We start from the raw sequence: 22,653 nt of genomic DNA on the forward strand, positions 1-22,653 counted from the left end.
GACACCGTTTGTCCGCCGTCTCTTTTATTTATTCAGATGAAAATAGTCGTTGCCTCCCTTGGAACATTCTGGTATGATCGAATCCTTCTCATAATTGCCCTTGTCTGAAGTAGACGGATCAGCCGTCACCAACACTTATCGGAGGTGCTCCACATGCTTTATTTGACTTTGGCTTCCAAAGCCTACGCCCGCAATTTGCAATTTAGGGGCGCGCATCTGTTTCACAACGTGGCAAGCGCCGCATTCGGATTTTTGTACGCCAGCCTTTGGATCGGTCTGGGACAGGATCATAGCTTAGGCGAATACGGTGTGCAGGGCATGGTGGCCTACATTGCCTTTAATCAGGCCGCCTTATGGATTACAACTTTTACATCAAACGGGCTTGGGATTCCCCAGTCGGTCAGGACAGGCCAGATCTCGCTGGATCTGATGAGGCCGGTCCATTTATTCAGCCACCTGATGGCCCGGGAATGGGGGCAGCTTGCCTACCAGTTTATTTACAAATCCCTTCCAATCTTTACTCTCTATTTCTTCCTGTTCCATTTAAGTCTCCCGCAGTTTTTCCAAGGGGCTTTAAGTCTGCTTGGTCTGATCGGAGCAGCTTATATGTCGATCTGCATCAACTATTTAATAGGCGTCACTGCGCTCTGGACGACAGAATCGAATTGGCTGTATTGGGGCAATTACAGTCTGAGCAATCTGTTATCCGGCTTTTTTGTGCCGCTGGAATGGCTTCCGGACTGGCTGGCCGGGATTGCCTGGTTATCCCCTTACCCTTATCTGCTTTATGTTCCTTCGCGATTATATCTGGGATTAGGTGGTGGTTCTCTGCTGTGGGGAACCTTGTTTTGGTGTCTGCTGATGACCTTCCTCTGCCTGTCGGTTACTAGATCGCTGCGGCAAAAAGTGGAGGTACAGGGCGGATGAGAAGCGAGTCCTGGTTATCTGTTTATAAGCTGCTGATCCTGACAACGCTGCGGAGCCGGATGCAGTATAAATTTAATTTCGTATTCGGTTCGCTGATGGCGGCAATCGTCCAGATTAATGAATTTCTGATGGTCGCTATCGTGCTGTATAAGTTCGGGGAAATCAAGGGCTGGTCGCTTTATGAAATCGGCTATTTGTATGCCGTGTTGACCTTGGCGAGGACGCTCTACCGGACTCTGGGAGATGAAGTGCATCATTTGGAAAAATATTTGGCGAGCGGGGACCTGGACGGCGTGCTGATCCGGCCGCTGCCTGTCCTCTTGGCCTTAATGCCGCAAGGGTTTCGCCTGATGATCGGTGAAGTGCTGCAGGGCGGCTTTGTCCTGGTTTGGGCGTTCATCGGTTTGATGCGCAGCGGGCAGATTGGCTGGGCGGCCATCCCTTTGACAATGTTTATTATCGTGGCTGGAGCGGGAATTTTGTTTGCCATTGGACTTGCGACGGCGGCATTGGGCTTCTGGACGACACGGATTTCCGAGCTGCAAAATCTGACCGAAGACGCGGCCAGAGCCGCCGCGCAATATCCGCTGACTCTTTATCCGAAGTGGCTGTCCGGTCTTCTGCTGACCATAATTCCGGTTGGCTTGGTCAACTACATGCCTTCCTTATACATTCTGCGGGGTGAATTAGGCCTGTGGGCCGTTGGTCTGACGGGTTTGGGTGCGGTTCTTTTTCTGCTGCTGAGTCTGCTGTTCTGGCGGTTTGGGCTGACGAAATATCAAAGCACCGGAAGTTGACGGCAGCGTATGTCCTCCGGGCGGCCGAAAGACAAAAGGGCGGAGAAGCGGCCGGGGGACAACGCGGACAATAAATATGAAGCAATCCTATAAAAGGTATCCGTGAAGGAGGATGAACCATGCGTATAGAAGCCAGACATTTAAACAAACAATTCAAAACCCCGGTGGTGCGTGAGGGGCGTTTTGCCGGACTGCGGACTTTATTCGCCCGAGATTACCGAATTAAGGAAGCCGTTAAGGATATCAGCTTTAACATTGAATCCGGCGAATTTGTCGGGTATATCGGCCCTAACGGCGCCGGTAAATCGACAACGATCAAGATGCTGACCGGCATCCTTCATCCTACAGGCGGGGAGGTGCTGCTGGGCGGAATCAACCCGCACCGGGAACGGAAAAGGGCCGTTCGGCGGCTCGGAGTCGTGTTCGGACAGCGCAGCCAGCTGTGGTGGGACCTTCCGGTCAAGGATTCCTATGACATTCTCGCCAAAATGTACGGCGTGGAGGAGACGCTCAAGCAAAGCCGGCTGGCGCAGTTTGCAGCCTTACTGGACCTTGAGGAATTCTGGCTGACGCCGGTCCGCAAGCTGTCGCTGGGACAAAGGATGCGGGCCGATCTGGCCGCCGCGCTGCTTCACGATCCGGATTTGCTGTTTCTGGACGAGCCGACGATCGGGCTGGACGTCAATGCCAAACGTGAAATCCGCCAATTTCTGAAGGTGCTGAATGCCGAGTTTGGCAAAACGGTTCTGCTGACCACTCATGATATGGATGATATCGAGCAGCTGTGCAGCCGGGTTATGGTGATCGGGAATGGGGAGCTCTCCTTTGACGGCACGGTGCAGTCCCTGCGGGATACAATCGGCCTGCCGACGAGGTTTAGAGTCGCTTATCGCGGCGAAGTGAATATTGCTGCGCTGGACCATCCCAAGCTGACCGTCACCTATAAGGAAGGCAGCGTCGTCACCGTTGAAGCCAACCGGAAGGCCATCAAAACGATGGAGGTGCTTCGTGAGCTGGCCAGCTGGGGAGAGATCGAAGACGTGGAGATGGTAGAACCCGATTTCGAGGAAGTCATTCACCGGGTTTATTAGAAATTTAAGGATTTAAAAATTAAGAGTTAAAAAATCACAGAATCACATAATCACAGATCATAAGCTGAATAGGTCCGTTGTCTTGCCCGGTTCCCCCGGTTTGTTTATAGTAGAGGGAAGATGAGTGAACAGAACAGGAGAGACGATATGAACGAGAAAGCATTATCCCCGCTTGTCAAAGCTTTAAATATGGAGCAGCACGTCGAAGGCGGCTGGTTCAAGGAGCTTTGGAAGTCTTCCTTTGAAATCCCGCACGAAGTTCTGAAGCCCAAATATTCAGGAGCCCGTGCGGCAGCCAGCTCCATCTATTTCCTGCTTCATCCGGGCGAAACCTCGGCCTGGCACGTGGTGTTGTCTGACGAGCTGTGGCTGTATCACTCCGGCGGTCCGCTGGAGCTGACGCTGGGAGGTAGCGGAGAAACGCCGGAAGACGGACAGAAAATCATCCTGGGTATGGACCTTGCAAACGGTCAAACCCCGCAGGCCCTTGTGCCTGCAGGCGTTTGGCAGTCAGCCCGGCCAATCGGCGACGAACCGGTATTCGTCTCCTGCGTGGTAGCGCCGGGATTCCATTATGATGATTTCAGCCTGGAGAAGAAATAAGATAAAGTGTACAAAAAGAAGCCAGCCCGATCCGATTCCGGAAGCGGTTGGCTTCTTTGCTGCAAGCTTTTGAACGTTTCAGTTCAAAGGCTCTTTTTTTTTCTGAAAAAGTGTGCCCTTATTCGCTTATTGCTCGCCGACCTTCTCGAACCGCCAAAACAAGCTGACGAAGTCGCCGTTCATTTGAGGGAGGGTCAGCCCGTTATACATCAGCTCGTCGCCTCCGTAAACACGGCCGGTTTCCAGATGACGGTATAAATAATCGGGATTGAGGCCTTTGGTCCGTAAAATCTGCACCCGCTCGTTCGGTTGGGACAACACGCGGAAAAAAGCGAGCACCGCTTCGTTCTGTTGCTCGGAGACAAACGTCCAGGCTGCTTCATTGCCTTCAAACGGATTCAGGATCCGGTAAAACGTGCCGAACTGGATCAGCTCCCGCACTTCTTTATAAAGCGCAATCTGGGCTTTCACCGTTTGTTTCTCGTCCTCCGTCAGCTTGGTCAGGTCCAGCTCGTAGCCAAAGTTGCCGGACATGGCGACATGTCCGCGGATATCAAGCGAGGTGATCCGGTTCACCTGATGGTTCGGGGACGTGGAGACGTGGGAGCCCATGGTGACTGCCGGATAGACAAGGCTGTTCCCGTATTGGATTTTCAAGCGGCTGATGGCATCGGTGTTGTCGCTCATCCAGGTTTGCGGCATGTAATAAAGCATGCCCGGATCATAACGTCCGCCGCCGCTGGAACAGCTTTCAAAGAGCACGTCAGGGAAAGCGGAGGTCAGCTCCTCCATCACCCGGTACAAGCCCAGCATGTAACGGTGGGACGTTTCCCGCTGGCGTTCAGGCGGCAGACCGGCGGAACCGACTTCGCTCAGATGGCGGTTCATGTCCCATTTTACGTAGCTGATCGGGGCGGAGGCCAGAATGCTTCCAACGACCTGAACGATATAATCGCAAACCTCGGGCCGCGATAAATCAAGCACCAGCTGGTTGCGGCTTTCGGAACGGGCCCGTCCCGGCACGTGAATGCACCAGTCCGGATGGCTGCGGTACAGGTCGCTGTCCGGGGAGACCATCTCCGGCTCGAACCAGAGGCCAAACTGCATGCCCATGTCCGTGATGCGGCGGGCAAGCCCATCCAGGCCGTCCGGCAGCTTGCGCAGGTCCGTCACCCAGTCGCCGAGCGAGCTGTGGTCGTCGTCCCGTCGGCCGAACCAGCCGTCGTCCAGCACAAACAGCTCCATGCCCAGCTCGTGCCCGGTAGAGGCGATGGCAACGATTTTTTCGGCGTCGAAATTAAAATAGGTCGCTTCCCAGTTGTTGATCAGAATCGGCCGCACGGCGTCGCGATGTTTGCCCCGGACCAGCCGGCTTTGATACAGCTTGCTAAAGGTCCGCGACATTTCGCCGAGCCCTTCGCTGGCATAAACCATAACGACCTCCGGCGTCTGGAAGGAAGCCCCCGGCTCCAGCGCCCAGGAGAAATCAAAAGGATTAAGGCCGATGGATACCCGAGTCGTCTGGAACTGCTGGACGTCGGCCTGGGCGATAAAGTTGCCGCTGTAGACCAGGTTGAAGGCATAAACCTCCCCCGCGTCTTCGTTTGTGTCCTTGCGCAGCAGGGCAAGAAACGGATTTTGCTGCGGGCTGCTGGCTCCGCGGCGGCTTTCGGCCGCCTGGATACCGGGCGCAAGCGGACGGCGGGCAATGTTTCGTTCCTTTAAGTGCGCCCCGTAAAACGTCAGCATGTCAAATTCGTCGTCGCGGAAATCGACGCTGGCGCTGAGCGCCCGGAGCAGCTTCAAGTGCTGCGTGCCGCCATTATCAAGACGGACGGACCGGGTGATGGCGTTTTGGGTATTAAAAGCGCTATAAATCAGCGTCACGCGCAGGCCGGTCAGCTGGTCTTCGAGCAGCAGCTCGAGCGTGTCCGCCTCTTCCTCCGACTCGACATAAACAGCCGGCAGACCCGGCAGGGCGGGTTTGCCCGCATAGATTTTATGAGAAACATAACGCAGATCCGTGACGGTTGAGCCGTCTTCCTGGCCGACCTGATAGGCAGGCACACCAAAATCGCCAGCACCGAAGCCCGGATACTCCTGCGGCAGCGTGTCCAGGGTGACGTCGTGGTCGTTCGGATCGACGTTTGGAGCAAAAGCCCGGCCGATAAAGGCGAGCCGGCTGCTATCCCGGTAAGCTTTGATTTTTCGACCCCAATACAGGTGGGCAACAAATTCTCCTTTCACGATTTGCATCACGTAGCTGGAATTGGCGGATTGAAGGTGAAAAACGCGTTGTTCCGCATCAAAATGAATAGCCATGGCAACATATCCTCCCGATGATCAAACAGATTAGATTCAATAGCTGGATTGAAAAGGGCTTCGTGTAAAAAAGAGCGGCCCAAGCTTGCCGTCGCGGACATTTTTAGAAAAAATTGCTTTCTTAGACGGCTGCCGATTACCGGTATCGCGCTCCTTGTAATTTGAGCTATACTTAGGATAAAGCGCTTAACCATGCTCATCAAGAGTAAGATATTTTTCCGGAAAGGTAGAATATTGCTATGGAAGCTAGAGAGCGTAAGCTTAACAGGCAAACCTCGGTTTCGTTTCATTTTGTACTGCCCATGCCGATGATGATGCTTAAGGCGATCGGCTGGCAGACGGTAACCACGCATAACTATGTCTGGGACGGACGGAACCGCCCCGGGGACCACTGCGTTTTGCAAATCACGCTGTCAGGACGCGGAGAAATTGAGCTGAACGGGAAGAAGCACAGCCTTGAAGCGGGGCATGTGTTCCTGGTGGATGTGCCGGGCAATCACGTTTACCGCCTGCCGGAAAGCTCATCCAGCTGGGAGCTGTTGTACGTCGAGCTTTCGCACGATGCGCTCGGTTTTTGGAGGGAGCTGATTGCCGCCGAGGGACCGGTAGTGCGGATCGGGCTGGAGTCGGCTTTTATGGAGCTGATGTGGCGAATTTACGAGGAAGCGGTACAGGACCGGCTCAACGATATTTATCAATGCTCGCAGGCGGCCTACTCCATCGTGATGCAGCTGGCCAGCCTGTTTGAAAGGCGCAGGGGCAGTCGGAGACTGCCGCCCGCGGTGGAGAAATGCAAACAGTTTATCGAGGAGCGATTCAGCCAGCCGATCAGCCTGGACGAGATGGCTTCGGCCGCGGGCTGCTCGAAATATCATTTGACCCGGGAATGCGAGCAGGCGCTCGGGGCTACGCCCGGCCGTTACTTGACGAAGGTGCGTCTGGAGCGGGCTTCGGTGCTGCTGCTTTCTCCCGAGGAGCGGACGCTGGAAGAGGTTGCGGCGCTGACCGGATTTTCGAACGCCAATTATTTCGGCAAGGTGTTCCGCAGCCACACCGGCATGTCCCCCGGCGAATTCCGGCGCGGCAGCGATCTTTATGAGATCCGGCGGATGCTTTTTCCGAGCTGATGGGGGAAAGCATAGGCCTGGATGCAGTAGATGCAAATAGCAAGTAGGTGCAGCAAGTGGCAAATAGGTGCCGAGTAAAGGCGGGTACGGGCTATTAGATGCCATGCCGCTCGTCCGTGGCCAGCCTCCCGGACAAGCGCCGCGCCGATTCCAGGCGGACATTTTTAATAGCCCATATTTAGCCGTATAATAAACGTGAGCCTAATCAGCTTACATATCCTTTAGGAGGAAGATCACGATGTATGAACATCTTGTTTTATTGAAAGTAAAGGAAAGCTTTACGGAGGAAATGCTGCAGGAAGCCGTAAAAAAAGCAAAGGCTTTTAAAGAGGAAATTCCGGGCATTGTGGAGCTTAGCTCGGGAATCAATGTAACGGAGGACGAGAAACATAAGCAAGGGTTTGTGCTGGCGATTCGGGTCACGTTCGAAAGCCTGCAGGCTTGCCGCGATTACGACGTCCATCCGGCTCACCAGGCCTTCCTGCAGGAGTTTGGACCCCATACGGAAAACATCATTATTGCAGACTATCCGTTTTAATGAAGGAATCCCGTAAAAAAAGAAGGGGCTGGCACTTATCGTGTCCAGCCCCTTTTCCTATTAAAGTGTTAATTGTTAAATGTCAGTTTTAAAGCCCACGCAAACTATCCGAGTCCGCTCCGGAGCAAGGCCCTTTTGCAGGAAATTCAGACAATGCCCCGAATTACGAATTTAGTTACGCCTCAAACTTCAGCAGACCGAGATCAAATTCCGGGATCAGCCCTTCGGCTCCGGCACGTCCCAGCAGGGAAGCGATCGCCTTGTAGCCGTCCGGGCCGAGGTCGCGGGTAAATTCGTTTACGTACAAATTGATGTGCTGCTGCGCCACGTCAGGATCCATCTCTTGGGCATGCTCAAGGATATAGCCCCGCGAAGCTTCCGGATGAGCCCAGCCGTAATCGATGGACGAGCGGATCCAGCCTGGAATAGGTGCCAGATCCAGCGAGCGGCGGGCAATAATCGCGCCGAGCGGAATCGGGGTGCCGGTATCCTCTTCCCACCAGCTGCCGAGGTCCTGCAGCAGGGCCAGGCCGTAGGAAGGATAGGTGAAGCGCGCTTCGTGAATGACCAGGCCGGCGTCGATTTTGCCGTCGCGCACGGCCGGCATAATTTCGTCAAACGGCATCACGACGATTTCGCCGACGCCGCCGGGCACCTTCTGCGCCGCCCAAAGGCGGAACAGAAGGTAGGCCGTCGAGCGGTCGCTCGGCACGGCTACCCGTTTGCCGGACAGAAGCGCCGGGTCGGCTTCGGCGGACAAGCCGCCGCGGGTCAGCACGAGCGGACCGCAGCCGCGGCCAAGCGCGCCGCCGCAAGGCAGAAGCGCGTAGTCCCTGAGCACCCAAGGCAGGGCGGCATAGGAAATTTTCAGCACCTCGGGGCCTTCCCCGCGGGCTGCCAGATGGTTGGTGATGTCGATATCCGCGTAAGTAACGTTTAATTGGGGGGCGCCGGGAACGAGCCCGTGCGCCCAGGCGTGAAATACAAACGTGTCGTTCGGACACGGTGAATAAGCGATGTTCATGCGATTGATGCTGCTCATATGTTTAATCCCTCCAAGATTCCGCAATTACCGCAAAAGCGGCTTCCAATGCTTTCAGGGCATCTCCGATTCGCCACAAGGATTTGTCGCGCGGGCCGACGGCGTTCGAAACGGCCCGCAGCTCCAGGGCAGGCAGCCCGAATTCCCGGGCTGCCGCGGCAATGCCGAAGCCCTCCATGCCTTCAGACGCCGCGCCGGGGAACCGGGCGGCCAGCATGGAGGCGGTGGCGGCCGTTCCCGTCACGGTCGCCAGGGTTAATGCCGGTCCCAGCGTGACCGGCAGCCCTGCCGCAGCCAGCGCTGCGGCTGCGCGCCCGGCCAAAGCGCGGTCGACTTGCACGACCGCGCTGCCGAAGCCCAGCTCGTCGAGGCTGCTGAAGCCCTCCGGCGTCTCCGCGCCGAGGTCCGCAGCGATGATCTCGCTGGACACCACCAGCGAGCCGATCTCCGCCCGGCCCGCATATCCGCCGGCGATGCCGGCGTTCACGACGAGGCCGTAGCTGCCGCTGTCTGCGGCCAGCAGCTTCGTCGTGCCGATGGCCGCCTGAACCGGTCCTACGCCGGCCAGGGCCACCTCAAAACGCCCGTCTCGGCCCAGGCCGCGCAGCACGGCTTCACGTTCCGCCTCGACGGCGGTCAGGATCAGTATCTTTTTGCTTCGTATCTCCTCAAATTCCGGCATCTCGGCACAAACTCCTGTCTTTCTAGCATGTTCTCTGAATTGAACTCATAGAATCTATTATAGCTCCGTGCCCCTGCGGGGAACAAGCATGACGCAGTGCTGCACGGTTGTTCATCCGGCGGAAAAAGCGGCGGAAAGCCCGGCAAATCCAGCCGCTTTTCTCTTAAATTTTGTTTTATTTTTTATTTGTAGTATAAAAGGATGAACCGATACTAGATTAGGAGGAAACACGCTCATGAGAAAGGCTTCAAGCTTTGGAAAACGTTCGGTTTGGATCATGCTGGTCTCCGGTCTCCTGCTGGCGGTGCTGCCGTCTTTGCCTGCGGCTGCGGCGGCTTCCGCCGCTTCAACGGCTCTGCTCGGATTAAATGACGAACTTACCGATCTGCTCCCTGTCTTTAAAGACGGAAACTATTTCGTGCCGGTGCGCCAGGCTGCGCAGCTGCTTGGTCTCAAGTTTTCGGGCACGCCGCAGGAGATTGCGCTGGCGTCGGGCGGGGGAGCCATGCTTCTCCTGAAGCCTTCAAGCGCGCAGGCGGTCAAACCGGACGGTACGGCGGCGAAAGCCCCCATGTTCGTCGAAAACGGCTCCACGCTGGTCCCGCTCGGCCTTGTGGCCGCTTCCTTCAAGTATCAGGTTACGTACCAGGCCAACGAACGGCTGCTGCGAGTGGTGACGGTTTCGGGAACGATGGACGGTAAAACATTTGACGACAAATATAAAACAGAGATCGACAGCCATTTGAAAGCGGTCCGCGAAGCCGAAGAGCAGGCGAAACCCGTTCCTTCGGAAGCCGGGAAAGGCGGCGGCAGCGGCGATCCGGGCAAAACGTTGTATTTGACTTTTGACGACGGTCCAAGCGCCCATACGGGGCAGCTGCTCGACATTTTGGACAAATATGAGGTTAAAGCCACCTTTTTTATGCTCGGCAATCATATCAGCACTTATTCCGATTCCGTTAAACGAATGGTCAGGGAAGGCGACGGCGTCGGTCTTCACGGCATGACCCATCAGAAGGACCTGTTTTACAAAACGCCCGAGGCTGCGCTTCAGGAAATGAATGACGATAATGCAAGGCTTTATAAAGCCGCCGGCGTCAAATCGGCGCTGATCCGGCCGCCTTACGGCAGCAAACCGTATTTTACGGACGGCTTCCGGGATAAGGTGCTGGGGGAGGGATATCATCTGTGGGACTGGAACGTGGATTCCCAGGACTGGAAGTTTAAAGAGGATACGGCTTCTACTTATGAGAACGTGATGAAGCAGATCAAAAACGTTTCGGCCCGCGGAACATCCCCGGTAGTGCTGATGCACGATCTGCCGACGACGATCAAGGTCTTGCCGCAAATCCTTTCTTCGCTGAAGAAAGAGGGCTACCGCTTTGCGGTGATCACGCCGGAGCTAAGGCCGGTGAACTTCTGGAATGACGAGCGGTAGACGGACAAATCTGCCTGAAAGCCCCCGCGGAATTACAGATTCTGCCGGGGGCTGGTTTTTTTGCGGAAAAAAGATATATTTAAAGGCAGAGCCGGCGAAAAGCTTCAAGACCAATGACAAACCGGCGGCTCGCCGGGGCAAGGACACACAGAAAACTTAGACGTACAAGCTAATCGACATAGATTTTAATCCATGAATTCAGAATCGTGAAAGAGGGTGAACCAGATGTCAAAAATGGATGAGCAGGGCCGCGTAACGCTTGACGAGACCGACCGTAAAATCATTAAAGCGCTGAATGCCAACGGCCGCATTTCTTATACGGACTTGGGCAAGGAAATCGGACTGTCGCGCGTAGCCGTGCAAACTCGTATTAACGCTTTAATGGAAGAAGGCGTCATAGAACGCTTTACAGCGGTCATCAACTCTGAGAAAATAGGAATTTCCGTATCGGCTTTTTTTAACGTGGAAGTAGAACCTCAATACCTGCAGCGGGTGGCGGAGACGCTCGCGGAGGAACCTGTCGTCACAAGTCTTTACCATATGACAGGCCCATCCAAGCTCCATATGCATGCGCTGTTCGCAGACAACAAGGAGATGGAAGCCTTCATGAAGGAGAAGCTGTATATTCTTCCGGGCATTACAAGCGTCGATTCCCAAGTGCTGATCACCCGCTATAAAAGCCGGATGGGCATGCGGCTGTAAGGGCCGGGCCGATACCTGATCCTGGAGGGAAAGGGGGACCACCATGCACGATTACGAAAAAGGCGCCGAAGGCCAAGGAGCGGGCGGCGTGCCGGATCACCTGGATGCCGGACTGCAGGTCGTATTTGTCGGCTTTAATCCCAGCTTGATTTCGGGAGAGACCGGACATCACTACGCCAACCCCCGCAACAACTTCTGGCGGATCCTGCATCAGTCGGGCCTGACGCCAAGACTTTATGACCCTTCGGAGGACGGCGAGCTGCTGAAGCTGGGATACGGCTTTACCAATATTGTTGCCAGACCGACGAAGGGCATCGACGATTTGACCAAAGAAGATTACCGGATCGGCCGGGAAGTGCTGAAGGAGAAGCTGCTGCGCTATAGGCCCCGGGTCGTCTGTTTCGTAGGCAAAGGCGTGTACAAGGAGTACAGCCGGAGAACGAGAGTGGATTGGGGGTTTCAACCCGAGCCCTTCCTGGAGGGGATGCACGAATTTGTCGCTCCCTCTTCAAGCGGACTGGTCCGGATGCCGATACAAGAAATTGTGGGTATTTACGCCAGGCTGGCGGATGCGATTTCTGAAAAAGAAGTCACGTCATTTTCATAGTGATTAAGGAAACGTTTTCGGGAGAAGGCGGACCGCCTTCTCTATTTTTTTTTGCGCTTCGAAAAATAGTCAGAAACCCAGTAAAGGAGCGGAGTTTCGGCGGACAAGCACCTCTAACCGGGCATTTGGCAGGATTGACATCACTATATATAGAGTATAAATTTAATATCAGCACCTATATCTTGGGTTTTGAACCCCGGATTTAGGGTTAATGACACAAGAGGACAAAATCCGCAGAATCACGCGTCTGACAAGGGTGAAAGGATGATTTCGAGTGCTAATCGCCTACGATTCCAAGACAGGAAATGTTAAGAGATTTATCAACAAATTGAAAATGCAGGCAGTACAAATCAACGAGTCTATGACCATCGAAGAACCTTTTGTACTGGTTACATATACAACCGGCTTCGGGCAGGTGCCGGAGCGGGTCGCTTCTTTTCTTCAGCGCAACCACGACCGTCTGGTCGGGGTAGCGGCAAGCGGCAATCGCAATTGGGGTGACAAGTTCGCCAGAAGCGCGGACCTCATTTCAGAGAAATATCAGGTGCCGGTCATCAGTAAATTCGAGTTGTCCGGGACTTTTGGAGATGCAGAACGATTTAAACAGGAGGTGAGCCGGTTTGCGGCATATTGAGCTTAACAACATGTTGATGAAGACGGGCGAAGACGGATTTTTCCAATTGGAGATGGACCGGGAGGCGGTTCGCGAATTTTTGGCGGATGTCGATTCGAAGAGCCTGAAGTTTGAAAGCACGGCGGCTAAGGTCGCTTATATGATTCAAAACGATTACTACGAGGATTTCTATCAGAAGTATACCCCGGACGAAGTGGAACGGGTTTATGAAATTACGCATAGCTATCATTTTGAGTTCCAATCTTATATGGCAGCATCAAAATTCTATACCGATTACGCGGTGAAAACCAACGACCGCTCCCAATACTTAGAGCATTATCCGGATCGTGTAGCTGTTGTAGCTTTGCATTTGGGCCGAGGCAATGCCGAAACGGCCTGCACGCTGGCGCATTCCATGATGGAGCAGCGCCTGCAGCCGGCGACCCCGACGTTCCTGAACGCGGGCAAAAGCCGCCGCGGCGAGCTTGTATCCTGCTTCCTGCTTGAAATGGACGACTCCCTTAACTCCATTAACTACGTGCTGAACACCTGCATGCAGCTGTCCAAAATCGGCGGCGGCGTGGCGGTGAACCTGTCTAAGCTGCGCGGGCGCGGCGAAGCGATCAAAGGCGTGGAAGGCGCAGCCAAAGGCATTATGCCGGTGCTGAAGCTGATGGAGGATGCGTTCTCCTACGCGGATCAAATGGGACAACGCAAAGGTTCCGGCGCAGGTTACTACAACATTTTCGGCTGGGACGTTATCGAGTTCCTGGACAGCAAAAAGATCAACGCGGACGAAAGAACCCGTCTCAAAACGTTGTCCATCGGCCTGATCGTACCAAACCGTTTCTACGAGCTGGCAAAGGACAACCAGCCGCTGCACGTGTTTGGTCCTTACAGCGTATTTAAAGCTTACGGCGTACATCTCGACGACATGGATATGGACGAAATGTACGACAAGCTGCTGGCGGACGACCGCGTGAAAAAGAAAGCCGTCATGAACGCGCGCGACATGCTGACGAAAATCGCCATGGTTCAGCTGGAATCCGGCTATCCTTACATCATGAACAAAACAAACGCGAACAAGGGCCATGCCCTGAAAGGCATCGGGCAGATCAAAATGTCCAACCTGTGCACGGAGATTTTCCAGCTGCAGGAGACTTCCGAAATCGCCGACTACGGCCAGGAAGACCAAATCCGCCGCGACATCAGCTGCAACCTGGCTTCCCTGAACATCGTGAATGTCATGGAGTCCAAGAAAATTCGCGAATCCGTTCACGAAGGCATGACGGCCCTGACTTCCGTTAGCGACATGACCAACGTGGGGAACGCGCCGGGCGTAGCGAAAGCCAATCGCGAAATGCATTCCGTCGGGCTGGGAGTAATGAACCTGCACGGTTATTTTGCCAAAAACAAAATCGCTTATGAAAGCGAAGACGCCAAAGAGTTTGCACGTGCCTTCTTTATGGCGATGAACTACTATTCGATCGAAAAAAGCATGATGATCGCGGTGGAAACCGGCGAAACGTTTGCAGACTTCGAGAAATCGGAATACGCGAACGGGAATTATTTTGACCGTTATCTGGAAGAGGACTATCGTCCGACAACCGACCGGGTAAAAGCTTTGTTCGAAGGCCTGGAGCTTCCTTCTCCGCAGGATTGGGCCGAGCTGAAAGCAGCCGTTATGAAAAACGGGCTGTACCATGCTTACCGGATGGCGATTGCGCCGACGGCCAGCATTTCCTACATCCAAAACTCCACTTCCAGCGTAATGCCGATCGTGGAGCAGATCGAAACGCGGACTTATGCGAATTCAACAACTTATTATCCAATGCCTTATTTGCAGCGCGATAATATCTTTTTCTATAAATCTTCTTACAACATGGATCAGTTCAAGGTGCTGGACCTCATCGCCGAGATTCAGCCGCACGTGGACCAAGGCATTTCGACGATCCTGCACGTGAACAGCAACGTGACGACACGCCAATTGGCTCGTTACTATCTGTACGCGGCTCATAAAGGCCTGAAATCCTTGTATTACACGCGGACCAAAAAGCTGTCCGTGGAAGAATGTCTGACCTGCTCCGTTTAAGGTTTAGAGAACGGGGAGAACAGCGCGCCTGAGCGGCGCCTCATAGAGGAAGGGGAACTTGGGAATGAACGCAATCAAAGCGGTGAACTGGAACCGTCCGGACGACGATTTCACGCTGATGTTCTGGAACCAGAACATTATGCAGTTCTGGACGGACGATGAAATTCCGCTGTCTGACGATAAAATGTCCTGGCTGACGTTAAACGACGATCAGAAGGACGCTTATATGAAAGTGCTTGGCGGATTGACGCTGCTCGATACGATTCAGGGCGGCGTCGGCATGCCGCAAATCATGGAGCATGTAGACGGCCTGCAGCGCAAAGCCGTGCTTGGTTTCATGGGCATGATGGAGCAAATCCATGCCAAATCGTACAGCAGCATTTTTACGACGCTGGCTTCTACGGAAGAAATCGACTCCGTTTTCCGCTGGGTGGAGCAGAATACTTATCTGCAAACCAAAGCGGAGACGATTCGCCAATATTACAATAATATCAATTCGCCTAAAGAGCTGTTCCTGGCGATGGCGGCGTCCGTGCTGCTGGAAAGCTACCTGTTCTACAGCGGTTTCTTCTACCCGCTTTATCTGGCGGGCCAGGGCAAAATGACCTGCAGCGGCGAAATCATCGATTTGATTCTCCGCGACGAGAGCATTCACGGCGTTTATGTCGGCGTTTTGGCTCAGGAGATTTTTGCCGAGCTTTCCGAAGAAGAGCAGCGCGACGCGCACGAAACGCTGGTAGGCCTGCTTCGTTACCTGCATACCAACGAAGAGCGTTATACCGAACAAATTTATGCGCCGATCGGCTTGGTCGAAGACGTGAAGGTGTTCCTTCGCTACAATGCCAACAAAGCGATGATGAACCTGGGCTTCGATCCTCTGTTTGAGGAAGAAGAAGTCAACCCGATCGTCTTCAACGGCATTAGCACACATACGAAGCAGCATGACTTTTTCTCCAAAAAAGGGAACGGTTATGTGAAGGCGCTGAACGTAGAGCCTTTGACCGACGACGATTTTCAATTTTAAGGTCGATTTATAAATTTAGATAGCACAAACAAAACGGAAGCCCTTTGGGTTTCCGTTTTGTTTTTTTATGGATAAAGGAAAGGATAAGGGAAGGGAGCGGCGGGCGATTATGAAAAGCAAAAAGGAAGGAAACACTGGAGTAAACAAGAGGTCATGAATTTGGAGGAGCCAGAGAGATGGAATTATTCAAAGCCATGCAGGAGTACGACTATGAGCAGCTGATCTTTTGCCAGGACCAGGTTTCGGGGCTTAAAGCGATTATAGCTATTCACGACACGACCCTCGGTCCCGCCTTGGGCGGCACACGGATGTGGACTTATGCGTCGGAGGCAGCGGCCATCGAAGATGCCTTGCGCCTGGCGAAAGGAATGACTTATAAAAACGCCGTATCCGGGCTGAATCTGGGCGGCGGCAAAACCGTTATTATCGGAGATCCGAGAAAAGATAAAAACGAAGCGATGTTCCGCGCTTTCGGCCGGTTTATTCAGGGGCTGAACGGTCGTTACATCACCGCCGAGGACGTGGGCACCACGGTAGCGGACATGGAACTTATCCGTCAGGAAACGGATTTTGTGACCGGCACCTCCGCTTCGGCAGGAGCCTCCGGCAATCCGTCGCCTGTGACGGCCTACGGCGTTTATCGGGGTATGAAAGCGGCCGCCAAAGAAGCCTTCGGGAGCGATTCGCTGGAAGGGCGGACGGTAGCTGTTCAGGGGATCGGGAACGTTGCCACCCATCTGTGCAAATATCTGCATGAAGAAGGCGTCAAGCTGATTGTGACGGATATTCATAAAGAAGCGGTCCGCAGCGCGGTCGAGCAGTTTGGGGCGACGGCGGTGGACCCGGACGATATCATGGGCGTGAAATGCGATATTTACGCGCCGTGCGCGCTGGGGGCCACGATTAACGACGACACGATTCCGCGGCTGAAAGCCAAAGTGGTTGCCGGTTCGGCCAACAACCAGCTGAAGGAGGCGAGCCATGGCGACCGGCTGCAGGAGCTGGGGATTGTTTATGCACCGGACTATGTGATCAACGCGGGCGGCGTCATCAATGTCGCCGACGAGCTGCAGGGCTACAACGCGGAACGGGCCATGAGCAAGGTTGGGCAGATTTACGACAGTCTCAGCCGGATTTTTGCCATTTCCCGCGAAGAAGGCATTCCTACCTATGCAGCGGCGGACCGGCTCGCCGAGCAGCGGATCGAGCGGCTGAAAAATGCCCGCAGCCTGTTTCTGCGCAATGGGCACCATGCCCTGAGCGGCCGCGGCGAGCGGTAGCTGATAGAAACAAAGAACCCGCAGCGGGGATTCGCTGCGGGTTCTAATTTATCTAAAGCGCCTTTGGAGCGCGGGTTGGAGCGGCTGGCTGCGGGTTCAGCTTTCGAGCGAACCGGATTGGCTGCCGGTGCCGGACTTCAGAGAGCCGACGCTGCGCAAATAGACCAAAGAAGAGATGATCGCCAGCAGCGCCATAATCATCAGGCCCCAGAAGATGTTGGAATAAGCAGCCGAAAGGGAAAGTCTCTTCTGCCATTCCATGGCGCTTGAGGCAACTGCAACGCTGAAGGCGCCGCTGAAAAATTGCAACAGATTAAACAGTCCCATGCCGGAGCCTACCTGCGATTTGGGCAGAATCCGGGAGATTTCGTTGGATACGCTGCTCGACAGCATAGAAAAGCTAAGACTGTTGAGCACAAAGATGAACAGGATCGACAGCCAGGAATTGGCGGCAAACAAGGCGAATAAAATCGTTGCGAACAGCACCATCAGCGGAGCGTAACGAAGAATCGCCGAATTGCCGTGCCGGTCTATAATGGAGCCCACTTTGCGGGAAGCGAATATGGCCAGCAGCGAACCCGGAAAAATAACAAAGCCGGCATGACTGGCGCTGAAAGCAAAGCGATGGACCAGAATTTGCGGGATCAGGAACAAGGTTGCAAAGCTGCATAGATACGAAAGAATGCCGACCAGCGATAAGGCGACATAAGCCCCATTTCCGAACAAGGCGGGCTGGACAAACGGTTCAGACGCCAGGCGGATGCGCAGGACAAACAAAACGAGTCCGGCAAATCCGGCAGCCAAGGCCAGCCAGGAATGGTTGGTCAGGAACAGCAGGATTCCGCTGGTGCCAACGGCGAGGAATACCGCCCCAGCCGTATCGAAAGCGCCGCGTTTTGGGATTTCCCTTGGAAGAAACGCATAAAATAGCGGTGCGAGCAGAAGGCTGATGGCGGTAACCACAAACAGATAATGCCAGCCGAAATAATCAACAATGGCGCCGCCGGCTACAGGGCCCAGGCCAAGGCCCAGGGAAACGGCCGACATAATAAAGGCCATCGCTTTGCCGCGCCGCTCAATCGGAATGTACCGGGTGAACAGCACCATGGACAAGGAAATAACCGCCCCTGCGCCGACCGCCTGAAGCACGCGCATGGTCAGCAGAACCCAGAAGCTGGTGCTCAAGAGGCCTCCGATGGCCGCAAGTCCGAGAACCAGGAGACCGATAACGAGAAGCCGCCGAAGGGGCACGAAGTCCGAAAGCCGGCTGTAAGTGATGGAAGAAATCGCAAACATGATGGAATATCCGGTTACGATCAGGGAAGAGACCGAATCCGAAAGACCAAAGGAATCGGTAATCTCGGGAAGGGCCAAATTAAACATGGACGTATTCATGATTGCCAGCACTACGGCAAGACCGAGCAGCAGGGTCGTCATGCCTTCCTTTTTTAAACCTGAATTGATATGGCCCTCAGCATGGAGGGAAGAAGTAACATCATTTGATGCTGCCTTCATGATTTCACCCACTCTTCTCTGTTTTTATAGTTCTAATATTATCGAACAATTGAAATATAGCATGCGATCGTTTAAAATGCAATTAGGGATTTTTATGTTATAAGCTGCCTGCCTTACTTTGTCTGCTGCAGCCTTATTTCCATAGAAATTTTAGGGACCAAACCTCATGATTCTCCGGCATCTTTAGAAAAGTTGGACCAAAATTTCTTTATACAAAGGGGACTTTCAGATGAAAGTACTATACCATCCGGATCGTGACGATCTCGAACTTTCCTCCATTTTATATGCTTTAAGCGATCCGATCCGCTTATATATCGTTTCTCAAATCCACAAATACGGGGAAAATCCGTGTAATTCGTTTGAGGTTCCCATCGCCAAATCCACCGTATCCCATCATATCCGCACTTTACGTGAGGCCGGGATTGTATTTACCCGCATACAGGGAACGCAGCGGCTGATTTCCATACGGGTTGATGATCTGGAGCAGCGTTTCCCGGGAGTGCTGGACACCGTGTTGAAGGCGTACGAAACTTCAGGGCATACGCTCCAGCCGGCGGAGAAGGAATAAAGAAAACACGCAGGGAAATAAATTCCTTGCGTGTTTTTTTAACGATTTTGAAGTCTGCTTCACCTGCCGGGGAAGGGTAATATCACGGTAGACGCCAAGGTTTTCCGTCTTCGTCTTCGAATGATGAGCATCCGGACAAAAAGAAGAAACGAATGCCGATAATGAGGCTCCGTTTCTCAATAAGGGAGATAAGGTCTACAAGGATTACATACCCGCTTGTACCGGGATTAATCAGCACCCCATTTATTCGGGCAGCAAGAGAAGAAAGGATCGTGAACAAAATGAACCAAGACATGGACCGGAAAATCGAGTTGGCCGGAAAATCCGTCCCGGTCATCGGACAAGGCACCTGGTATATGGGCGAAGCAGCCGACCGGCATAAGGAGGAGGTTTATGCGCTCCAGGCCGGGATCGATCTGGGCATGACGCTGATTGACTCCGCCGAGATGTACGCCGAAGGCGGTGCGGAGCTGGTGGTGGGCGAGGCCATTAAAGGGCGCCGCGACCAGGTGTTTCTTGTATCGAAGGTATATCCCCACAACGCGGCGGGGTCCAAAATGAAACAGGCGTGCGATCGCAGCCTGAAACGGCTGGGCACGGATCATATCGACCTTTATTTGCTGCACTGGCGCGGAAATATCCCTCTTGAGGAGACGGTGAAGGCCATGGAAGAACTGCAGCGGTCCGGAAAAATCGGCGCCTGGGGAGTATCGAACCTCGATACGGCGGACATGGAAGAGCTTTGGGGCTCGCCCGGCGGGGACCGCTGCGCCGCTAATCAAGTGCTTTATCATGCCGCTTCCCGGGGTATTGAAGTGGAACTGCTGCCGTGGGCGCGGCGCCATCAGGTGCCGACGATGGCTTATTGTCCGCTGGCCCAGGGCGGCCAGCTGCGGAGGGAGCTGTTGACCCATTCGGTGATCCGCCGGATCGCGGATGAACGTGGAGTTTCCCCGGCTCAGATTGCTTTGGCATGGGTCATCCGGGGCGGGGACGTTATCGCCATTCCGAAGGCGGTGCAGCCGCAGCACGTGAAGGAAAACGCGGCAGCCGCCGCAATCCGGCTAACCGGTCAAGAGCTGGCAGCGGTCGATGAGGTTTTTCCCGTCCCGGCGCATAAGGTACCGCTGGATATCGTCTAAACGGCAACGGTAAACCGGATAGTTGAAGCGGCTTAAGAGCGGGGGCGGCATTTTTTTTGCGAAAGAAGAAATAAAGGCCTCTGTTATGATAAAATGGAGTCCAAGAACTCAAATACAAACTAATATGCATGGGAGCCTGCGGAAGCAAGCTGAGAGTACGACTGATCCGTCGTAGACCGTCCGAACCTGTTGGGTAATGCCAGCGTAGGGAGATTGTGAACCGAACATAGGGGCACTCTGCTTAGGCGGAGTGTCTTTTTTGCGAGGATGGAAATAGACAGCTCCGGCATTGGTCCTCCGGACTCCCGCAAGGAAAGGTTGAAAAACGTATGCCAAATCCAAATGCTGCAACTGAAGTTTTAAAGCAGGCTGCTCCGCTGATCGAAGCGGTGCGCCGGGTGAATCCGCTGATTCACAATATCACAAATGAGGTCGTCACCAATTTTACAGCCAACGGCCTGCTTGCGCTGGGCGCTTCTCCGGTAATGGCCGCGGCCGTGGAGGAAGCGGCGGAGATGGCCGGGAAGGCCGGCGCATTGGTGCTTAATATGGGGACATTAACGGGAAGTACGGTGGAAGCGATGCTGCTGGCCGCCAAAGGGGCCAATGAAGCCGGTGTGCCGGTGCTGTTTGATCCGGTGGCCGCCGGAGCCACAAAATTCCGCAGCGAAACGGCGCAGCGGATATTAAGCACGGTTAAGGTCGATTTGGTCCGCGGGAATGCGGCTGAAATCGCCAACCTGATCGGAGAAAACTGGGCGATCAAAGGGGTGGATGCCGGCGCGCTTCCGGAAGGAGCGCATCCCTCCGAGCTGGCGGAACGGGCTGCAAAGCGCTTGCAGACGGTCGTTGCCGTCTCTGGCCCTAAAGACTACATTTCGGACGGAGAAACCGTCTACGAGATCGAAGGCGGACATCCGATCCTGACCCGGGTAACCGGCACCGGCTGTCTGCTGACCTCGATCCTGGGCGCCTATGGCGCGGTCGAAAAAAATCTGCTGCTTGCGGGAGCCGCGGCGCTGGCCGGATATGGCGTTGCCGCATCCCGCGCAGCCGAACGGACAGCGGAGATCGGCCCGGGGGCTTTCCAGATCGAGCTTCTGAATGAGCTTTATAAGCTGTCCCCGGAATCCGTTTTAGAGGAAGGAAAAATCACTGTGCTGGGAGGCGCTGCTCATGAACCGGGTTTATAAAGCGTTAACCGTTGCCGGGTCGGACAGCGGAGGCGGCGCGGGCATCCAGGCGGATCTGAAAACCTTTCAGGAGCTCGGCGTATACGGGATGTCGGCGCTTACGGCGGTGACGGTCCAGAACACTCTGGGCGTTCAGGGGGTCCATCCGGTGCCGGCGGAAACCGTGGCTGCACAAATCGCATCCGTCGGGGAAGACCTGAAGCCGGATGCGCTGAAGACGGGCATGCTGTTCAGCGCGGAGATCATCGAGGCGGTGGCCGGTCAAATCAGCCGGTTCGGCTGGAACAAGCTGGTGGTGGATCCGGTCATGATCGCCAAGGGCGGAGCCGAGCTGCTGCTGGAGGAGGCCGTGCAGGCGCTGCGAAGCAAGCTGCTGCCGCTGGCGCTGGTCGTTACGCCGAATCTCCCCGAAGCCGAGAAGCTGACCGGAATGGCGATCACCGGCGCCGAAGACAAACGGGAAGCCGCGAAAAGGCTGCATGCGTTTGGCACGGCTTATGTGGTCATCAAAGGCGGCCATGAAGCGGGCAATCCGGAGCGGTCGGTCGACCTGCTTTATGACGGCAGCGGGTTTACCGAATTCGCCGGCCGCCGTGTAGAGACGCCGCATACACATGGAACGGGCTGCACGTTTTCGGCCGCGATCACAGCCGGTTTGGCGGCCGGGCTTCAGATGACCGAAGCGGTTGGACAGGCGCGGGACTTTATTCAGGCAGCGCTGGAGGACGGGCTTGGCATCGGGAACGGACATGGCCCGACGAACCACTGGGCCTACGGAAGACGGCAGGGAAGGGACTGAAACTGTTAACGATCGCTCTCCGCGGGGTTATATACCTTAAGAAGCTGGAGGCTTAGAGCCTCCAGCTGAACGACACCTTTGCGGGGAGGTTTTTTCACATGATCCTGATTCAGGCTTATCTGTTTGTTCATCCGTCCGAACGTGAGGATTTTCTGGAGCAGGCCGGCATTCTGCAGCGTAAAACACGCGAGGAATCCGGCAATATTTGCAGCCTATTATATGAAGCTGTGGAAGAGCCGAATACCTTTGTCATGATTGAGAAATGGAAAGATCAGGAGTCCTTGAACGGTCATAACAATACGGACCATTTTGTCGGTTTTTTTCAGATTGCAGACGGGTATTGGGTGAAGCCGATGAAAGCGGAGGTTCATGAAATTCCGGATGAGACTGGGGGCGGGGAAGCGGCGGCAGCGGCTGAAGCAGCTGTAGCGGATGAACCAGCTGATGGAGCGGATCGGACAGCAGCCGGGGCATAGGCCTCGAGAACAAGCTGAAGCTTGAATGCGAACTGAAGCTCAGTCTTAAAGCTCAGTCTAAAGCTAAGCTAAGCC

The 22,653-nt window shown here is 54.5% G+C and carries 22 protein-coding genes; 18 read left to right on the top strand and 4 right to left on the bottom strand.

Annotated features, from left to right (window positions below; all coding sequences use genetic code 11):
• Nucleotides 1-153: 153 nt before the first annotated feature.
• The 4 genes from AC3ZPD_RS09345 (at nt 154) to AC3ZPD_RS09360 (ending at nt 3,418) form a co-directional block, all read left to right on the top strand.
• A complete protein-coding gene (locus tag AC3ZPD_RS09345; protein ID WP_490984022.1) occupies nt 154-927 on the top strand; it encodes an ABC transporter permease in 774 nt (257 codons plus the stop codon).
• A complete protein-coding gene (locus AC3ZPD_RS09350) occupies nt 924-1,724 on the top strand; it encodes an ABC transporter permease (protein ID WP_490984023.1) in 801 nt (266 codons plus the stop codon). The genes AC3ZPD_RS09345 and AC3ZPD_RS09350 overlap by 4 nt, the downstream gene beginning before the upstream one ends.
• Before the next feature lie 119 nt (nt 1,725-1,843).
• Entirely contained in the window at nt 1,844-2,815 is a 972-nt protein-coding gene (locus AC3ZPD_RS09355; protein WP_490984024.1) for an ABC transporter ATP-binding protein, read from the top strand.
• A 147-nt stretch (nt 2,816-2,962) separates the two neighbouring features.
• Nucleotides 2,963-3,418: a cupin domain-containing protein gene (locus AC3ZPD_RS09360; protein WP_490984025.1), complete on the top strand. Its 456-nt coding sequence runs from the start codon at nt 2,963-2,965 to the stop codon at nt 3,416-3,418.
• 126 nt (nt 3,419-3,544) lie between these two features.
• On the opposite strand, the gene AC3ZPD_RS09365 is transcribed toward AC3ZPD_RS09360, so the two are convergent.
• The gene (locus tag AC3ZPD_RS09365; protein ID WP_490984026.1) at nt 3,545-5,740 is read right to left on the bottom strand and encodes an alpha-galactosidase; all 2,196 of its coding nucleotides are present in this window, start codon (nt 5,738-5,740) and stop codon (nt 3,545-3,547) included.
• Nucleotides 5,741-5,979: 239 nt separating this feature from the next.
• Between AC3ZPD_RS09365 and AC3ZPD_RS09370 the strand changes: the two genes are divergently transcribed.
• Nucleotides 5,980-6,867, top strand: a complete 888-nt coding sequence (locus AC3ZPD_RS09370; RefSeq protein ID WP_490984027.1) for an AraC family transcriptional regulator — start codon at nt 5,980-5,982, stop codon at nt 6,865-6,867.
• 238 nt (nt 6,868-7,105) lie between these two features.
• Nucleotides 7,106-7,405, top strand: a complete 300-nt coding sequence (locus AC3ZPD_RS09375; protein ID WP_490984028.1) for a Dabb family protein — start codon at nt 7,106-7,108, stop codon at nt 7,403-7,405.
• Nucleotides 7,406-7,580: 175 nt separating this feature from the next.
• Here AC3ZPD_RS09375 and AC3ZPD_RS09380 read toward each other — a convergent pair whose 3' ends face one another.
• Together AC3ZPD_RS09380 and AC3ZPD_RS09385 are read right to left on the bottom strand one after the other, a co-directional pair.
• Entirely contained in the window at nt 7,581-8,429 is an 849-nt protein-coding gene (locus AC3ZPD_RS09380; RefSeq protein WP_490984301.1) for a 1,4-dihydroxy-6-naphtoate synthase, read from the bottom strand.
• A gap of 22 nt (nt 8,430-8,451) precedes the next feature.
• Nucleotides 8,452-9,129 (bottom strand): futalosine hydrolase, encoded by a 678-nt coding sequence (locus AC3ZPD_RS09385; protein ID WP_490984029.1) that lies wholly within the window; start codon nt 9,127-9,129, stop codon nt 8,452-8,454.
• 235 nt (nt 9,130-9,364) lie between these two features.
• Between AC3ZPD_RS09385 and AC3ZPD_RS09390 the strand changes: the two genes are divergently transcribed.
• The 7 genes from AC3ZPD_RS09390 (at nt 9,365) to AC3ZPD_RS09420 (ending at nt 16,885) form a co-directional block, all read left to right on the top strand.
• A complete protein-coding gene (locus AC3ZPD_RS09390; protein ID WP_490984030.1) occupies nt 9,365-10,567 on the top strand; it encodes a polysaccharide deacetylase family protein in 1,203 nt (400 codons plus the stop codon).
• A 234-nt stretch (nt 10,568-10,801) separates the two neighbouring features.
• Nucleotides 10,802-11,269 (top strand): chromate efflux transcriptional regulator ChrS, encoded by a 468-nt coding sequence (chrS, locus tag AC3ZPD_RS09395; protein WP_490984302.1) that lies wholly within the window; start codon nt 10,802-10,804, stop codon nt 11,267-11,269.
• 43 nt (nt 11,270-11,312) lie between these two features.
• On the top strand, nt 11,313-11,876 hold the full coding sequence (locus AC3ZPD_RS09400) for a mismatch-specific DNA-glycosylase (RefSeq protein ID WP_490984031.1): 564 nt from the start codon (nt 11,313-11,315) through the stop codon (nt 11,874-11,876).
• A 274-nt stretch (nt 11,877-12,150) separates the two neighbouring features.
• On the top strand, nt 12,151-12,510 hold the full coding sequence (gene nrdI, locus AC3ZPD_RS09405; protein WP_490984032.1) for a class Ib ribonucleoside-diphosphate reductase assembly flavoprotein NrdI: 360 nt from the start codon (nt 12,151-12,153) through the stop codon (nt 12,508-12,510).
• Nucleotides 12,497-14,581 carry a class 1b ribonucleoside-diphosphate reductase subunit alpha gene (gene nrdE, locus AC3ZPD_RS09410; RefSeq protein ID WP_490984033.1) on the top strand — a complete coding sequence of 695 codons (2,085 nt, stop codon included), beginning with the start codon at nt 12,497-12,499 and terminating at the stop codon, nt 14,579-14,581. The genes nrdI and nrdE overlap by 14 nt, the downstream gene beginning before the upstream one ends.
• Nucleotides 14,582-14,645: 64 nt before the next feature.
• Nucleotides 14,646-15,605, top strand: a complete 960-nt coding sequence (gene nrdF, locus AC3ZPD_RS09415) for a class 1b ribonucleoside-diphosphate reductase subunit beta (RefSeq protein ID WP_094095473.1) — start codon at nt 14,646-14,648, stop codon at nt 15,603-15,605.
• A gap of 176 nt (nt 15,606-15,781) precedes the next feature.
• Nucleotides 15,782-16,885, top strand: a complete 1,104-nt coding sequence (locus AC3ZPD_RS09420; RefSeq protein WP_490984034.1) for a Glu/Leu/Phe/Val family dehydrogenase — start codon at nt 15,782-15,784, stop codon at nt 16,883-16,885.
• Nucleotides 16,886-16,981: 96 nt separating this feature from the next.
• Here the strand turns inward: AC3ZPD_RS09420 and AC3ZPD_RS09425 are convergent, their stop codons facing one another.
• On the bottom strand, nt 16,982-18,400 hold the full coding sequence (locus AC3ZPD_RS09425) for an MFS transporter (RefSeq protein ID WP_490984035.1): 1,419 nt from the start codon (nt 18,398-18,400) through the stop codon (nt 16,982-16,984).
• Nucleotides 18,401-18,629: 229 nt separating this feature from the next.
• Here AC3ZPD_RS09425 and AC3ZPD_RS09430 point away from each other — a divergent pair, with 229 nt between their 5' ends.
• The 5 genes from AC3ZPD_RS09430 to AC3ZPD_RS09450 all read left to right on the top strand — a co-directional run bounded on the left by AC3ZPD_RS09430 (nt 18,630) and on the right by AC3ZPD_RS09450 (nt 22,578).
• Complete coding sequence (locus AC3ZPD_RS09430) at nt 18,630-18,968, top strand: ArsR/SmtB family transcription factor (RefSeq protein ID WP_490984036.1); 339 nt, start codon at nt 18,630-18,632, stop codon at nt 18,966-18,968.
• A 281-nt stretch (nt 18,969-19,249) separates the two neighbouring features.
• Entirely contained in the window at nt 19,250-20,110 is an 861-nt protein-coding gene (locus AC3ZPD_RS09435) for an aldo/keto reductase (protein ID WP_490984303.1), read from the top strand.
• Nucleotides 20,111-20,439: 329 nt separating this feature from the next.
• Complete coding sequence (gene thiM, locus AC3ZPD_RS09440) at nt 20,440-21,303, top strand: hydroxyethylthiazole kinase (RefSeq protein ID WP_490984037.1); 864 nt, start codon at nt 20,440-20,442, stop codon at nt 21,301-21,303.
• Complete coding sequence (thiD, locus tag AC3ZPD_RS09445; RefSeq protein WP_490984038.1) at nt 21,287-22,102, top strand: bifunctional hydroxymethylpyrimidine kinase/phosphomethylpyrimidine kinase; 816 nt, start codon at nt 21,287-21,289, stop codon at nt 22,100-22,102. The genes thiM and thiD overlap by 17 nt, the downstream gene beginning before the upstream one ends.
• Nucleotides 22,103-22,200: 98 nt before the next feature.
• The gene (locus AC3ZPD_RS09450; protein WP_490984039.1) at nt 22,201-22,578 is read left to right on the top strand and encodes a putative quinol monooxygenase; all 378 of its coding nucleotides are present in this window, start codon (nt 22,201-22,203) and stop codon (nt 22,576-22,578) included.
• Nucleotides 22,579-22,653 lie beyond the last annotated feature (75 nt).

It is taken from the genome of Paenibacillus mobilis, assembly GCF_058267595.1.

Coding starts and splice junctions, on each gene's coding strand:
- AC3ZPD_RS09345 (WP_490984022.1), top strand. CDS start 154: ATGCTTTATTTGACTTTGGCTTCCAAAGCCTACGCCCGCAATTTGCAA.
- AC3ZPD_RS09350 (WP_490984023.1), top strand. CDS start 924: ATGAGAAGCGAGTCCTGGTTATCTGTTTATAAGCTGCTGATCCTGACA.
- AC3ZPD_RS09355 (WP_490984024.1), top strand. CDS start 1,844: ATGCGTATAGAAGCCAGACATTTAAACAAACAATTCAAAACCCCGGTG.
- AC3ZPD_RS09360 (WP_490984025.1), top strand. CDS start 2,963: ATGAACGAGAAAGCATTATCCCCGCTTGTCAAAGCTTTAAATATGGAG.
- AC3ZPD_RS09365 (WP_490984026.1), bottom strand. CDS start 5,740: ATGGCTATTCATTTTGATGCGGAACAACGCGTTTTTCACCTTCAATCC.
- AC3ZPD_RS09370 (WP_490984027.1), top strand. CDS start 5,980: ATGGAAGCTAGAGAGCGTAAGCTTAACAGGCAAACCTCGGTTTCGTTT.
- AC3ZPD_RS09375 (WP_490984028.1), top strand. CDS start 7,106: ATGTATGAACATCTTGTTTTATTGAAAGTAAAGGAAAGCTTTACGGAG.
- AC3ZPD_RS09380 (WP_490984301.1), bottom strand. CDS start 8,429: ATGAACATCGCTTATTCACCGTGTCCGAACGACACGTTTGTATTTCAC.
- AC3ZPD_RS09385 (WP_490984029.1), bottom strand. CDS start 9,129: ATGCCGGAATTTGAGGAGATACGAAGCAAAAAGATACTGATCCTGACC.
- AC3ZPD_RS09390 (WP_490984030.1), top strand. CDS start 9,365: ATGAGAAAGGCTTCAAGCTTTGGAAAACGTTCGGTTTGGATCATGCTG.
- chrS (WP_490984302.1), top strand. CDS start 10,802: ATGGATGAGCAGGGCCGCGTAACGCTTGACGAGACCGACCGTAAAATC.
- AC3ZPD_RS09400 (WP_490984031.1), top strand. CDS start 11,313: ATGCACGATTACGAAAAAGGCGCCGAAGGCCAAGGAGCGGGCGGCGTG.
- nrdF (WP_094095473.1), top strand. CDS start 14,646: ATGAACGCAATCAAAGCGGTGAACTGGAACCGTCCGGACGACGATTTC.
- AC3ZPD_RS09420 (WP_490984034.1), top strand. CDS start 15,782: ATGGAATTATTCAAAGCCATGCAGGAGTACGACTATGAGCAGCTGATC.
- AC3ZPD_RS09425 (WP_490984035.1), bottom strand. CDS start 18,400: ATGAAGGCAGCATCAAATGATGTTACTTCTTCCCTCCATGCTGAGGGC.
- AC3ZPD_RS09430 (WP_490984036.1), top strand. CDS start 18,630: ATGAAAGTACTATACCATCCGGATCGTGACGATCTCGAACTTTCCTCC.
- AC3ZPD_RS09435 (WP_490984303.1), top strand. CDS start 19,250: ATGAACCAAGACATGGACCGGAAAATCGAGTTGGCCGGAAAATCCGTC.
- thiM (WP_490984037.1), top strand. CDS start 20,440: ATGCCAAATCCAAATGCTGCAACTGAAGTTTTAAAGCAGGCTGCTCCG.
- thiD (WP_490984038.1), top strand. CDS start 21,287: ATGAACCGGGTTTATAAAGCGTTAACCGTTGCCGGGTCGGACAGCGGA.
- AC3ZPD_RS09450 (WP_490984039.1), top strand. CDS start 22,201: ATGATCCTGATTCAGGCTTATCTGTTTGTTCATCCGTCCGAACGTGAG.